At 47.5% G+C, this 15,715-nt stretch carries 8 protein-coding genes and 1 tRNA gene; all 9 read right to left on the reverse strand.

Annotation, left to right across the window (positions count from 1 at the left end; translation table 11 throughout):
• Positions 1-2,545: hypothetical protein (locus LRP57_RS03975; protein ID WP_231205247.1), on the reverse strand; the 2,545-nt coding region annotated here is incomplete at its 3' end.
• 510 nt (positions 2,546-3,055) lie between these two features.
• Positions 3,056-3,568 carry a MarR family winged helix-turn-helix transcriptional regulator gene (locus LRP57_RS03980; protein WP_231205248.1) on the reverse strand — a complete coding sequence of 171 codons (513 nt, stop codon included), beginning with the start codon at positions 3,566-3,568 and terminating at the stop codon, positions 3,056-3,058.
• A gap of 288 nt (positions 3,569-3,856) precedes the next feature.
• A complete protein-coding gene (locus LRP57_RS03985; RefSeq protein ID WP_231205249.1) occupies positions 3,857-7,054 on the reverse strand; it encodes a DEAD/DEAH box helicase in 3,198 nt (1,065 codons plus the stop codon).
• A gap of 165 nt (positions 7,055-7,219) precedes the next feature.
• Complete coding sequence (locus LRP57_RS03990; RefSeq protein WP_231205250.1) at positions 7,220-9,187, reverse strand: carboxypeptidase-like regulatory domain-containing protein; 1,968 nt, start codon at positions 9,185-9,187, stop codon at positions 7,220-7,222.
• 501 nt (positions 9,188-9,688) lie between these two features.
• Positions 9,689-9,765, reverse strand: a tRNA-Met gene (locus LRP57_RS03995).
• A 152-nt stretch (positions 9,766-9,917) separates the two neighbouring features.
• A complete protein-coding gene (locus LRP57_RS04000) occupies positions 9,918-10,988 on the reverse strand; it encodes a YeiH family protein (RefSeq protein ID WP_231205251.1) in 1,071 nt (356 codons plus the stop codon).
• 127 nt (positions 10,989-11,115) lie between these two features.
• Entirely contained in the window at positions 11,116-12,288 is a 1,173-nt protein-coding gene (locus tag LRP57_RS04005) for an acyltransferase (RefSeq protein ID WP_231205252.1), read from the reverse strand.
• A gap of 79 nt (positions 12,289-12,367) precedes the next feature.
• Complete coding sequence (locus LRP57_RS04010; RefSeq protein ID WP_231205253.1) at positions 12,368-14,998, reverse strand: GDSL-type esterase/lipase family protein; 2,631 nt, start codon at positions 14,996-14,998, stop codon at positions 12,368-12,370.
• A gap of 11 nt (positions 14,999-15,009) precedes the next feature.
• Positions 15,010-15,546 carry a hypothetical protein gene (locus LRP57_RS04015; protein WP_231205254.1) on the reverse strand — a complete coding sequence of 179 codons (537 nt, stop codon included), beginning with the start codon at positions 15,544-15,546 and terminating at the stop codon, positions 15,010-15,012.
• Positions 15,547-15,715 lie beyond the last annotated feature (169 nt).

Consider the following 15,715-nt stretch of genomic DNA (forward strand, 5'->3'; position numbering starts at 1 on the left):
TCAACCCCGTATTCGCCACCGAATACCGATAAAAAACAGAACCACCCAAATCCTGAGCAGGAGCAGACAAACTCCACCCATGCCCATCCAAAGACACCGACTTCTTCGGAACCAACTCCGCCGGAGGAGTAAAGACAATACGCATTTCGGAGCGCATGAAGCTCTCATCCGTATTTCCATCATCGTCCAGATCTAGCTGGTCTGTGTAAGTATTCGAGTTCCAGGTGTTACCCGCTGGCTTTACTAAATCATTGTTATCCCACAACGTGTAATACTCAACGAGGTTAACTTTGGGATTCATTTCCGCGTACAGTGTCGTATCCAAATCAAAATTGGAACGGACTCCCAGGGATGACCAGTCACCGTTTCCGTAACGCGACTCAAGATCACCATAGTTATACACCAACGCAGTACGACCCGAATTCTTAAAATTCTGTATAACGGTCGGCTCAATCGGCTTCGGCAAAGCCTGACCATACATCCACGAACCTGTCGTGCGCAGATAATTCACACCCGGAGGCAACACTACCAGGTGACGCACATTACGGATAGGCTCATCTAGAGCGCCCCATCTGCCAGAGACATTCGAATTCACATGATAATTACGCACACGCCCACAATTTTGCGGCGTAATAGTCGCAACCGTCAGATTCTCACCACTCGAATCCCTCTTATTCTCACAATTCTCATACACAATCGACATATCAGAATTAACGAGGCCCCACTGCGATCCAGTGAACATGCCCAGCGTAGGGGTAATGCCGTTGATGTACACATCATTGTCCCAACGCCAATGACTTGGTTCCGTCATCCTGACAACGGAAGCATCTGGGCTACCTAATGACACTTGGCCATCAGCATCATTAATATAGGACTGCTGCCCTTGATAACCTTCTGCCTTCCACTTGGCTACTTCTTCTGCTACCGGATAAGCAGAAATAAGTAATCGGTAGCGAACGTTATCCAATTCCAACGGTGTGGTGAAAGCTAAACGCAGGGCTTTATACTGACGTTGTTGGTCGCCAATCTCAATCCGCTGCCCCATCTTCACATCACGGGCAAGCTCAACCTCACTATCGTCATCCTTCACACCATATAAAACATTCGAAACAGCATTGAATTTTGCAATCCAATCAGCTCTGCTCAGTGGATTATCATTAATTGAATACCCCGCTGTTTCATCCAGGCGGAAAGAGTTGTAGTACATTCTGGGGTCAAGCCCATAGTCACGGAATTCACGGTAATAACTCTTAACACCGCTGCCTTGTGCTGGTGTTCCATCAACTTCCGCAAGCTTGTTATTTATATTAGAGAAATCAATTTGCCAACGGATAAGATCCTTCTGCTCATCTGCAGCATTAATAGCTTCTTTGTCGGTGCCGCGATAGAACTTTTCATTGTAGTAGGTGAAATTTCGGTCAACTACCCACTTTGAGATTTCGTTGCGCCCCTCTGGTTTCGGTGGCACATACAGAACAGGCCTAAATGTAGCTGCGGCAGTGGTTTCTGGTAGCTGTTGCTCACTGGAGAGGCCCGGATCAACTGTCGCTACCATAGTGTTCACGTGTTTTAATTGTTCAGCTTTCGTAGCATCTGTGTACACGCGCGCGTTATTGAATTTCAAGAAAATCTGCTTGTAGTAGCCACCACATTCATTCTGGAAGTAGGCTTTCCCTTCCCAGGTGGCACTATGGCTTGACTCATCGTATGTCCAGCCTTCTGAAAGTGAACGTTCAGCTAAAGTTGCATCCTCTGGCAGTTTATCGACGAATTTTACCTTTGTCGGTTGGAAGCGACCGGTACCTGAAGGAGCAGCTTCATTGCCAGCAGGTTTTACGCACAGTTCATATTGGAACACCCTGTTCCAATTCGCAGGTGTATGAGTATCATCAGTGCCTTCACGGTAAGTGAAATCTGCCTCGGAATAGAATGCACCTCGCGGCTTTTCAAGGTGCCGATCCCAGCTCCAGATGGTTCGTTTTGAGGGAGTAAACTTATCAGCAGCCTTCGCAGTGAAAGTAACTGAATCTTCCTTGATGACTCGACCATCTTCGCCAATCAGTTTCCATGTAGGAGTAACTGTGATGCCGGTAGGCGTAACGTGGTTTCTGAAGTTAAAAGAAAATGGAACCGCTGTTTTCAAGCCACCCGTGATTTTGTCGAAACTGTAATCAATACACCAGGCGTCATCTGTTTCTCGACGAGTTGAGCCTTGCGCCTGTGAGGAGTCCACAAATCCTGGCTTCTCCAGATAGTTAGATTTCGGCACACACAGTTCAAGTTTGGCATTCGGAATATTCACGCCTGTACCTGAAACAGCGAACTGCGGATACATATTAATGATCTCGCCCGACCAGTATTCCAGTTTTTTCTCGCGCCCCTGCGCGGAATCAACCGTGTCAAGAACCAGTTTCAGGTTCTGAGTCTCATCAGCATGTGCAACATTTACACCAGGTAAGCCCTGTAATAAGGGCTGAGCCAGTACTGCAAAAGTCACAGCAATAGCTACTAGAGGTATACGGATAAAGCGAGGCATTTTATACATGAGGCAAAGACTACAGTTACCCCCCCCCCGACTCAAGATTTTGAAAAATCTACTAGAGCAGCATTTTTCGAAACAGGCGAAACCCTCAAGTGAAAATGGCTAATTTTCAAGCAAAAGAAAAAGTACCCCCCCCCCCCGCCTTAATTTATTTGTTGAAAATCACAGCATATCTCAGGGGGCGAGCAGCGTATTTGAGACAGCGAAAATTCTCTTTGACATACCCACCGTACGCCCTCATGCACTCCCCCCTCCCTCCCAAAAAAAACAAATCGCACGCACCTGTAAGCCCAGGACCAACGCGCATAAAACTTCAGTATCTGCGTATCAAACGCAAGTCATAGATCCCAGAATCGCCCTCTTATATTGTTCAAGCCAAAAGATTCAGTCCGCCAGCAATCAAAGGAGCGCATAACATTCCGGGCACATAAAAGGTGGGGCCCAAAAACACTCATGTTTTTAGGCCCCACCTGTCGATATATCAGAAAGTATCAGTGCTTTCGTAAGAAAACCCTAAGCTTTCTCATCATAAACAGAAGCTAAATGCCCTTCAATATCATTGAAAATATCCACCAAGGCATCTACTTTGTCTTCTTCAAGTTCACGTATGATGAGTTCGCGTACAAGTTCTTGATGCAGCTCGTAAGCACGGTGTACGACATCCATACCTTGTTCAGTTAGCGACACCAAAACCGCGCGAGCGTCCTCTTGACTTTGAACGTGAGCGATATATCCATCTTTCGTTAATTGCGTGACAAGATAAGTGACGCGTGAGGGCGAGTAGTACACGTGGGCGGCTAGCTGCCCCATCCGCATCGAACGATCTGGGACTGCATGCAAAGCAATGAGGATGTTATAGTCAGCAAGACTAATACTCAGCTTCTTTTTCAATCGGTCTTCAAGGGCATTTTGCAGGCATACCGTTGCCCGAAAGAAAGTATGCCAAGCTCGAGAGCGCGCATCACAGTGCCCATCGGGTGAACTACTTTTCATATCCATACATGTACGTTCTTTTTCAGGTGACATAGGGTAAAGTTACCTAATTTTCACGCATTTTGTTCTGTTCACACACAGAATTTCTCTTTTTCTTTCATGAATTACACTATTTGATTCCCAAAAATAGGACCATCAGTATATGCCGCATTCAGGGAGTAGTACATGAAATCCCCTCATTCTTTCAATCCAACACATACAGCAGCTCCCCTCATTTGCTACTTCTCTTACTTTTACGTCCAGTCCTTCATGTGAGAAAGAAAGGTGAGGCGCACATAAGTATGTATCAGATTCCATTGATGAGGCTCATCACGACTTCTCTTATTTCCCTTCAGGGAAAACACCTATCAGTTCTTTCAGCTCAGCCATTGTGATACGCGCACCTGATGTTCCACCATCAACAACGGCACTCACCAGTTTGCGCTTCTTTTCTTGCAGGGCAACGACTTTTTCTTCAATTGTTCCACTGGCCGCTAAACGATACACGTGTACTTTCTTTGTCTGACCGATCCTGTGCGCCCGATCAATTGCTTGTTCTTCAGCTGCAGGATTCCACCACGGGTCCATGAGGAATACGTAATCTGCTTCCGTTAAAGTCAGGCCTGTTCCACCAGCTTTCAGTGAAATAAGAAACACAGGAGCCTCGCCTTCCCTGAAACGCTGAATAACCTCCTCACGATGGCGTGTTCCCCCATCTAATTGAACAACCTGATAGCCTCGGCGCTCCACGGCTTGACGTATCCTCAATAAAAATGATGTGAATTGACTGAAAATTAGCACTCTATGCCCACGTGGAATGATCTCATCCAAACGCTCTGTTAAAAATTCAATTTTTGCCGAACCTACAGATGACAATGCAGGATCAACCAAAGCAGGATCTAAAGCCAGTTGCCGCAATCGCGTAATCGAAGCCAAAATATCCATTCGATGCGAGTTAAAATCATCCATCAACCCCAAAAGCTGGGCACGTTCACGCATCAAATACTGGTCATAAATATGTTGATGTTCTTCACCCAGCTGAAGCGAAATGAGGTTCATGCTTTTTTCTGGTAGTTCCTCAGCAACTTCTTCTTTTGTTCGGCGCAAAATAAATGGCTGAGTCAAGGCATGTAAATGTGTAAGCACGTCACTGCTATCACCATTTTCAATAGGACGTCGTATTTTCGTATCGAAAATTTTACGTGCCGGCAGCAGGCCAGGACAGGTCAGCGAGAGTAAGGACCACAGATCCGTTAAAGAATTCTCCACAGGGGTGCCTGTTACTGCGAAACACCAAGGAGTGTGAATTTTTCTCAGGGCACGGTAAATCGCTGTTGTGGGGTTTTTCGTTGCCTGCGCTTCATCTAAGACAAGCCCTCCCCACTGGTGTTGCGCCCATATTTCAGCATTCAAACGCATAATCGTGTATGACATGACAACAATATCTGCTGTTGTTTCTTTTATGCTGTCTTTATCGACTTGACGTGTTGAGGTAATGGTTTCCACAGCAAGCTGAGGGAAGAATCGCTGTGCTTCGTTACGCCATGTGGGAACCACTGAAGTCGGAGCTACGACAAGTATTGGCCTGCGGCTTTCCGTATCAACACGGGCGCATATGGCAGCAAATGCGGAGAGCATTTGCATAGTTTTCCCTAGTCCCATGTCATCAGCCAGTATTCCGCCTAGGCCAAGAAGTGCCCGTGAGGTCAACCATTCGTGCCCTTGTATTTGATAGGGGCGTAATACGTCAGCAATATGTGGTAGCGGCTTAAGCGAAGCCTCGGTCGTGTTCTCTGTACGTAATGCAGCAACACGCTGCTGCCATTCGTCTGATACTTCAATATAGTCAGCGAGTTCTTCTATTTCATTCCACAACCCCACATGGATCATGCGTAATGCGGGGGCAGGCGTATCTGCTTGTGTTAAGAGTTCTGCTGCTGCAATGAGTTCTTGAAGGTATTCAAGTTTCGGGTGATGTAATGACACCCAGTGCCCATTGCTGTACACATGTTCTTCACCGTTGTTGAGCGCTGTGAGGATTTCTGATAACGGAATTTCATATCCGTACACGTCGATGGTGGCTCGTAGATCAAACCAATCGCGTGTCTCTGAGTCCTCAAGATGGACACGAAGGGTGAGTGCTTCAGGGGATTCAAGGGTGAGTTTGTGGATGTCCTGGCTTATATCCCATGTCAGATGTGGGTCTTGTATACGTGCGACTACTTCATTCATGTACCGGTCTTTTTCCCATCCGGGGATTTTACGTTCCCGTAGTTCCTCCTCCCACAAATCTGGTGGGCATAGTGCGCGCCCACGCTGAGTAATTGTTGAGATAATTCTGGAAAGCTCAGGATCTTTCACCTGCGATTCAAGGGGGCTTCTGAAGCTTTGCCCAGCGATTTCGTATTCAGACCACCATCGGATCACGATATTGCCCTCTGTGTCAGTTCGCAGGGTAGCTATCACGTGAATGTGGGTAATGGATTCTGAATTCCATGTGTTATCTATGCTAATAACGGGAATATATGAGGTAAGTATGGGTAACCATTGCGAATGAAATTCTGGGATGTCGCGCAGAGGAATTTTTAGCTGCTGTGAGCTGAATTTTTTGTAGGCTTCATTGACGGCGATTCGTGCGAGGCTATAACGGTCCTGAAGGACGATCAGGTGTGTGTCCGTATTGATACAGGCTGCTGAGCGTGACTGATCCTTATGGGTTGCGGCGCTGCGTAAAGTCAGGGCTTCTTCAGAAAGTGATACGTCGCAGCATATTTCCCATAGTTCAGGCGATAAATGTAACGGTTCTGGTGGTGTGAGGCTGCCAAGGAGTGTCATGCCGGATCGTTGTAGGGAACGTAACCATTCCCATGCTTTTTCACCTAGATCATTCAAAGATACATCGTTGCGTGATTTCCATTGATTCCCTTGATGAGCGATTGCGTATCCTTCACGTAGGAGTGCCACGTGAGTGGGATTCAAGTCGAGTGTGACTGATTCCCATTGAGTAGTGGTGATATCTGCCCAACTTGCTCGTTTTGTTGTCCAATCATCTCTTTGTCCTTGACGCAGTGGAGACACGATGATGTGCTGTGGGTCAGAGGTATCAACCAATAAGCCCATTGGTTGGCCTTGAGCGCCTGAAGGGGAACCGACGAGATCCGTTAGGCACCTGCGCCATATGTGGGTGGCTTGTTCGTTGGGGTTATGTGGTTCTGCGGCTTTTTCTGTTGCGCGGCGTTCTGCGTCCCGTATGGCTAATGTAAGCGCAACTGCATGGCGGCAATCTTGTCCTAACGGACAGGCGCATGTGAGGTTGAGGTGGTGTTTCGTCGTGTCGAGAGCAACCCATGCACTGTAGGTCAGTCCTGGACCACGTACACGTCCTCGTATTTTTCCCTCTGGGGTGTCTGTCATATCGAGGACACGTTCACCGGTGTAGTCTCGTAGTCCTTTTCCCCATGTAGCTGGGCCGACTTTTTTCATAATGTCGCTGTCAGTAAGAGCCGCTATGTGTATTCGTATCTGATCAGCAGAAGACATTTTTTCATTGTACGCCATAGGTGTATTGCTTACTGGCAGCAGATTGTGAGGATTTGAGGGTGTGGAGGATACGAATGTGGGGCGCGTAGAGTTTTTCTCTATCGCACCCCATATCCGTATTGAGTTGGTGTGGCTATGTGTGCCGCATGATTTGATCGGTTATTTTTACTCGCTTGCCTTACGACGCGGCATGAAACGACCAAGTACTAAGCCAGCGCCCAGAACACCGAGCATCAATGGCACGGTGAGGATACCTGTTTTGGCTAGTCCTCCCTGTTTGCCGCCATAGGTCTGAGTCTGAGGGGAAGGATCTGTTGGTTGTGCCGCTGGATCGGTCACTGGTTTGCCGTCAACAGTCGGTACAGGATGACCTTCCGGCTGCCCACCTGTTTGAGGGAGTATCGGCATATCCTCATATACAGCTTCAAATTTGAGGTCGCCGTTTACGATGTTCCGTGCAATCAAGCTGAAAGCATCGGGGTAAATCACACCGGCAACGTCACGCCAGCCGACAAATTTCTTGCCCGGCTTGGGGTTGACCATCGGTAGTTCAGGAATGTAGGAGCCTTCTTTCAGTGAAATCATGCTTTCACCGGGCAGTTCTCCGTCCTCACGTGGGTCAAAGGTTACGTTGTGCTTTTTGGGTTCACCTGATTCGATCTTCTTGAATTTTGCGATGTAACGGTGATCTGCTGTGTGTGGTGTGGAAAGAATATTATTGTCAGGAACCACATTGAGTGCTGGGGTGTCGAACCATCCGAGGAATTCGTAGCCTTCTTTAGGGGTTACTTGAGGCAAAGTGGTGACGCCTGCAGCGTTGAGGCTATTGCCTGCTTCAGGTAAGGGGATTTCTTTCACCAAGTCGGTGGTGCCTGTCAGTGATCCGTAATCGCCTGGAACCTCAAAAGAGACGGTTGGTTTTGCTGCTTCTGGAACGAACTTCGCATAGAGTGTGCGCGTACCGAAAGCTTTCCTGTTGAGGATTTCATCATCAGAGATCACGTTCATGGATAGGTCTGCGATCCATCCAACAAATTTGTAGCCGGGCTTTGCTTGCACTGTTGGCAGGGTCCAGCCTTTAGAAGCGATTGAATCTACGTTTCCTTCAATTGGGTAGGTTGCTGTCACTCCAGTTTCATTAAAAGCAGTGAGGGTGCCTTTATCCTGTTCGGTCACGAAGTTCATTTTGTTGACAGGGTAGGACCACACGGCTCGGTAGTGTAAATCGCCTGATCCTGGCCTTACCACAATTGATGATGCTGAAGCGTCGTCGTATATGCCCTGAGTTTCAGTTGAAACGCTGCCTTCTGGGAATACGAGTTTTTCGGTTTCTTGATCCAAAGTCCAGCCAACGAATTTATATCCGTAGGCTTGTTCGGCAGGTGAAAGTGTGGGACGCACTCCTGCTAAGGAAAGTTTCATGCTGTTCAGGCTGGATGCATACAGGATACCGTTCAGCAGTGCTCGGGTTTCCCCAGCATTTTCATCAACAATTAAGCCGCCGCCATCAGGGAAGATGGTAGCGCTCTTTGTTGTTTCATTGTCACCATAGTGGCCAATTTCTGAACGAACAGAAGCGCCTACCATGTTGTAGATCAAGTACCAGGCTAAAGAAGAATCTGTTTGTTCTGTGTGTTCTGGATTGCTTTGCGTTACTTCAATAGCAGGGCTTTCGTCTTCAAGAATTTGCTGGCGAACTCCGTTATCAATCCGGTTAGCGGTAGTTGCGGGGAATTGAAGAAGGTAATCTGTGATTCCTGCGAAGTCACGGGAAATACGCAGTTTATATGTTCCGTAAGGGAGGTTATCAAAACGTACGACACCGTTCTCAAGGGTCTTTGTTTCTAGGACAGTACCTGTCCCGTCAAGGAGGGATACTGCCAGAGGTTCACCGATACGAGGAATTCCCAATTCAGCGATTGTGGAACCAGTATTTTTTAGCAGGGTGTTGTTTTCATCCATCAAAGGGTTAATGACCCGATTAACTGTTGCTTCAATAACACCTGGTCCTGTTGTTGCTGCATTCTCATCATCGGTGTCAGCCAATGCTGATTGTGTCAGCCAGGTGTTCGCAAGCAACCCCATTGCAAGAATCGCAACGATTCCGCCGCGCAGACGCTTCAAAATTTTCATTCCTTCACCCTGTATTCCTCAGTGGCACTCCAACAAATCCTGTCGAAAGCGCTTGCATCATGCAGGAGCCTTCGCAGACATCAAAACCGTGTAAATATGAATGTTTCGTAATACAGCAGCGATCTTGAAAGAATTCATAAAAATTTATACGGCTCTGTGAGCAGAATACATGATGAGATTATTCAGCGCTTGACTAAGAGGGAAGATCAATAATATAAATTTACTTTTTTAAGTTTGCGCCGCTGTTATGCGTAGTTTTTCCGCTAAAATACCACTCTTTCACACAAGCATGAAAAAGGACACATTGCTACTGCCCTACCTCTTATGGTATTGATTACCGTAACCTTCGATCCGACTCTAGATTCTGACGAAAGTTGGGCTTGAGACAGCCTTTCGGCCTGTAAGCCGTCAAAAAACAGGGAATAAGGGAGAAAAGCAACCCATTAGGGCAAAATAAAACCCGGCATCTCAGCGATTTTTCGCCTGAATACCGGGCTTTTCTGGTAGCGGGGACAGGATTCGAACCTGCGACCTCCGGGTTATGAGCCCGGCGAGCTACCGAACTGCTCCACCCCGCGTCGGTAAGATTAAGATTACTCTGAGTCCATAAGTCTCCACAAATGGAAACGTGGTGAGATGAATCATGTGCTCCCCCATATATATGTGCTCACATAAACGCCTCACAGAATCGCCGTGACAAAGTTCGGCATTTTTACAAAAGCACACTCGCTTAGAAGAATGTTTGCGCCACCAGAATTGTCAGCACCAGTAAAAGCGATGAAGCCAGGAAACTCGCCACAACAGCTCGCCCACCTTCACGTAGGATCGCTCCGAAATTCACGTTGATGCCAAGAGCAGCCATCGCCATACCAAGGACGATATATGCGACATCAACAAAAGATGAGGCGTGCGTATGCAACGCAGACACATATGTTCCTAAAACTGAGGCAATAATAAATCCCAGCATGAACCAGGGAAACATGATTTTGCGTTTTGTGGAGCTTTTTTCTTTAACCTGCGTTTTATCCCACCACAGCGCAATAGCTATTGCGGCGACAACAAGCATGAGGACACGACTGAGTTTCATAATCGTTGCGGCAGCTAAAGCTGTTTCACCGAAAGCTCCACCCACTGCTACAGCATGAGCTATTTCATGTAAGCTTGCCCCTGCTACTATGCCTTGCTGCTGCTCAGTAAGTCCAAGTAAGGGAAAAATGAGGATATCAATGAGGGCAAAAAGCGTTCCCATAATGGCAACAGTCGCAACCGCCATTACTTCATTATTTTCTTTTTCATCTGCTTGGTCTGCAGGAACAGTAATAGAGCCTGATATGCCCATGACTGCTGCTGCACCGCAAATGCTTGTCCCACCAGCGGTGAGGACAGCTAAGAGTGGACTAACTTTCAAAGCCCGAGCTAGCGCGTATGTGCCGATCGTTGTCAGCGCAACAATGGCCGCAGCAAAAGGTAAGGATCTGAGTCCTTGTGTGAAGAGGACATGAAGGTTGAGTTTGAATCCGAGGAGGATAATGCCTAAGCGCAGCAGTTTATTTGCTATTAAGCCTGCTGAGGCTTTAACACCCAGCTGTCGCACAGATTTTGATGAGGTGTACCATCTGCGCACGGGAAATTGAAGCAGCATACCGATCAGCAAGGCGATGATAAGAGCACCGAATAAGGAAAATACTGGAAACCTTTTCGCATAGCTCCCTGCTATGGATGCAAGGAAGGTGATGACAGCAACGAGAAGCATATCGACGGAGATGACACGTTGCCACCATTTTTGACAAAAGGTTTTCATAACATTCATCTAACACGATGAAAGCAGCCTAATCAAATGGCTTGTTGGCAGAATGTGAAAATACCAGTCATGCGCATATTCGACGCATTGAAGGTTGATAGTTTTTCCACTTACTTATGGGGTTTATTTAGTTGAGGCGTGTTCTTTTATTCAGTGTTTCTTTTATAGCGTCCATGAGGCGTTGTGCAGGGGTAACAAGCGTTTTATTCACAAGAACTGAGAATACGAGTGAAACAGTAAGTACGAAAATACACAGGATGACGCATCCGCCAACTTTGAGCACACTGGTATCGGTGTATGTTTCCAGATATTGGGCTGTTGGAATTAATACCATCATGTGACAAAGGTAGACACCAAATGAATGTCGGGCGATGAAACTTATGAGCCTGTTTTCTTTTAGATTCGCGCAGGCATTCAGAAGAAATACGTAAACTGCGAGGGCTGTGATGATAAAGAGGGGTGAAGTGTCTTGCGCGTTGATATTGTATCCGCGCAGTATGAGGTAGCAGTCCAGAAGGTAGGTCCCGATTCCGCAGATATAGAGAATTATTCGATATTTTCTTTCACAGAAAAGGGTATTGACAAAAGCTCCTATGCAGAAAACGAAAAAGAAACCACTGATAGGCAAGCTAAGGCTGAATTGGTATCCAAGATTTGTGAATAGGGTTGCTGCTGTTTGGTAAGCCAAGCCGATGATGAGTAAAGATTTTTGCGCGAAAGGCGTGAGTGTGTTCAATCCTTTCGATATGAAAGGTGTCATGAGCAGGTAGCCGATGAGTACGTAGATGAACCAGTATTCTGTCGCAGTGAATCCTTCTTTGAGTAGCAGGTTTTTCAGGAAATATCGGGGCACTTTCCCTATGTTCTGTATTCCTTCGTACATGAGGACGTTGTAGATACTGCGTATAACGAGGTAGCAGGCCACGGGAATGATGATGCCTTTTGCTCGCGCATACCAAAAATGTGTGAGTTTTTCTTTTGTGTCATAGGCACGTATGTTGAAGTGACCTGACATGAGGAAGAACAGTGGGTTTCCGATAAAGAAAAGTGTTTGTGAGCCGATAAAGAGCAGTTGTAGTGGTCGTGACGTGGAGTTATTGATGAGGATAAGCGAGTGAACTGCAACTACACCGATAATGGCGAGGGCTCTGATGACATCGAATTCGTATTGCCGGTGTGCTTGCGCGGATTTTGTGTCAACAGAAACGCTGTTTTTGCGGGAAACACTCAGGGATTCGTTGAAGTGTCGTGCAGCATCACTCATGTGTTTATTCCGATCAGCTAGGGTTACGGCGTTCATGATAATACGCGATCATGCAAGTGTGGGGGTATGAAGTTTTTTCTTCATACCCCCATTACTTTCTCAAGGCGCAAAGCACCTACATGCCTTGCCGCTTCCTATTCGCGTGAAGCACAAAACCTGTAGAGAAGATCAAAAGCGCTACAGCAGAAATTAACAGAGGGGCACTACCAGTATGAGCAAGTATGCGTGTATTGGTTTTCTCTGCGTGGTTCTCTGGTGTAAATACTGATGTTCCTAAGTTGTGCGTGCCCTGCGCAGAAAGCTCAGGATCAGACTGAGCGAGGACTTCAAAAGTGTACTCGGCCTGTTGTCCGTTCTGTGCTGAAGCGATCACTCGGTGTTTGCCTAATGGGAAATCTTTTGGAACAGCCCAGCGCAATACGGCTGTACCATCAGCACTCACACGAGCTGTGCCAGCGACATGCGGCTCCGAGTGAACAGTGAAGGTCACTTCCTGTCCTACTGCAAAACCGTGTGCAGTGAAAGTGATATCTGATCCGACCGCGACTTGAGGCAGTGAGGTCATCACACTGACCGGAGCCAAAGGTGCTGGCTTGGGATCATCCTGAGGCAAAGGTGCTGGCTTGGGATCATCCTGAGGCAAAGGTGCTGGCGTGGGATCGTCCTGAGGCAAAGGTGCTGGCGTGGGATCATCATGAGGCAAAGGAGCAGGCTCGGGTTCGTCCTGAGGCAAAGGTGCTGGCGTGGGATCATCATGAGGCAAAGGCGCTGGCGTGGGATCGTCCTGAGGCAAAGGAGCAGGCTTGGGATCGTCCTGAGGCAAAGGTGCAGGCGTGGGTTCACCATAAGGAAACTCATCGCACACGTCACCAATTCCGTCACCATCGGAATCAGCCTGGTCTTCATTAGGGTGTGCAGGGCAGTTATCAGCGGCATCATCAATCAGATCGCCGTCACGTGTAACAATCAGCGGCGCAGTGGCCGTCGCTGTCTTTCCGTAGCTATCGGTTACACGCAAAGTGATGGTGGTATTGACCGGAGCAGTGAAAAGCGCGGAGTGAATAGGCTGGGCCGTATTTCCAGCATCTGTTCTGCTGATAACTTCAAATACGCCGTCACCGTCAAGATCCCATTCATAAGAGACAATCGGACCTTCAGCAGCAAATGATCCAGAAGCGTTAAATTCGATGTTTTCACCGATTCGCGCGGGCGCAATGGATGTAATATTTGCTGTTGGCGCCTCAACGATAAGAGGTTTAAGTGTCCGTGCTGTCGTGACGTGTCCACCAGTATTCAAGGCGAGGTTCTTTATCGACTCATCGGTGTTCTCATCTGGGTCGATAACGAGGAACTCCACAACATCCGCATTAAAAGCGCTGCGGAGAATCGCATCCCAATCTGGCGTTGAATTTTCGTCAACGTTAATTTCTGCATCACCTAGCAGGATGACAACTTTTCGCGCATCGGCATTCCAAGGGCTATGAACAGCTGTGTCGAGAGCAGTGTATGTGGACAGGCCGCCACCAGCTTCGCTCGTGCTTGTCACTGTTTCTAATGTGCTTACTAGTTCGTCAGCGTTGGAGAAAAAGACCCCGTTTTGAGTCACTGTGGCATGAGGGTCATCAGTATTACGGAAAGTGATGAGGCCGAACCTTGCGTTCTTTCCGCCTTCAGTGGCTTTTCGCGTAACTTCAGTGCTGATACGACGGATTTGTTTTTTCAAGTCATTGAAGGAATCTTTTGTCTCAGTGGAGTCTTCAAGGACGAAAACAACATCGACATCCTTTGAGAAGGATCGAGTGGTGCGCACCGACTGTGGGATTCCGACCTTTTCTTGGAGGAGTTTACCTATTTCCTCGTGACCTGTGATATTGGGATGGTACCAGTGGGAAATTTCAGTGAGGCCTGTTCCTTTGGATGTAGTGTTTCCGTCCGCACCTGTTTTTCCTTCAGTTTCAAAAAATTCATTGATCCAACGTGTCGGATTCTTCTTATACGGGTCCGGGTCAGGTTCATGCCCTGCGAAAAGCACTTCAACGGGAATATATGTCAGACCAACATTGTTGTGTTGTGCAGGATCCCATTCATCTGAGAGGTGTTGCTGCCCTTGGGTTGCTTCTTGACCGAATTGGCGGATTTCTTGAGCTGCCGGGTAGGAGTCATTTCCAAAGAAGGGTTTCAATGTCCAGGTAGTATTTTCTACACTGAGCAGAGGGTAACCAACGAGGACGATTTGAGCGCCGGTACGGACTTTGCTTGCAATTTTCCCTAGCAGTTCTTTCATCTGTTCGACCACTATCGGAAACTGTTCTTTCGCGTTTTTTACTGCTTTTCTACAGGAATTGGGACCTGAAAAAAGTGGAGCAAAACAGGAGCGCACGATATTTTCAAATTGAATGTCATTGCCACCGATTGTCAGCATGACAATATCGGATTCAGGATCAAGAGCAGGCAGTTGCGTGTTCAAAACATCTGAAATCACAGCGCCTGAGTGCGCATAATTACGAATCGTCGTGTGAATGCCTTGACGATTCAGCCAGTTTGCGTAGGTGTGTCCCCAGTTCCGAGTCGACCTAAGCGAAGCCTTGGGTCCGTAGTAGGAGCCTGCGCCGTTACCAGCTGTGTATGAGTCTCCGATGAGGGATAACGTAAGGTATTTGCCCGTGTCATCGGCATGTGCTGCCGGCGTCAGCGCTGTCGTGACTAGAAATATGGCAATAATGCCACTCAAAAGCTTCTTGAACATAGATTTCATCCTTAGAGGTATTGCATACGAAGGCGAAGAACAACCGAGTTATCATCGGGGTCTTCGGACTCGCCGCTCATCCTTTCTGAATTCGTCAGCTCTGAGCTTTGCTCAGGTTTTACTGTCATGAACAAGGTTTTTCCGGTGTCATCCATGCGGCGTGCACACCACAGGAAATCAGGGGCACACTTTTCGTCAATGGCCCAGCCCTCGCTTGTTACTTTTGTGTGCAGCCGTTGCGAGAGCGCGTCAATTTGATAGGGGTTCAGGGATTTAGGAGCCGGCAAAATCTGTGCTTCAACCCATTGTGGGTGGTTTTTTCCAAAGATGGACCGGTGCGCAGATCGATCGACTATGCGTGTGTGGAAGTCATTGTCTTTGATAGCCATTATCTGTTGCGACAGATGGGAAATGCTGTCGGAGGTTCCCCAGTGCTCCTCTCGGCGGCCCCATTCCCATATCCCCCATGATGAGGCGAAAAAGACAAGCAGCGTAATGATCGCAGTGATGCGTCTCCATGAGGTCACTCGTCTTTGCTTTTTCATCATGCGTTCAGTCTACAGTCCCACTTCCCTAGAGAACCTATGGATACAAAAATTTGTGACAAACATCTGAATAAGTATTTTTCTTTCTTTTCAGGCCTTGACATATGGCCTTTACTGTGCATCCACTTACACACGCTTAATCATGGGAACAAGAAGAAATGAACAAAGTGGC

Origin of the sequence: Schaalia sp. lx-260 (assembly GCF_021083645.1) — a bacterium.
Classification (GTDB): Bacteria; Actinomycetota; Actinomycetes; order Actinomycetales; family Actinomycetaceae; genus Pauljensenia.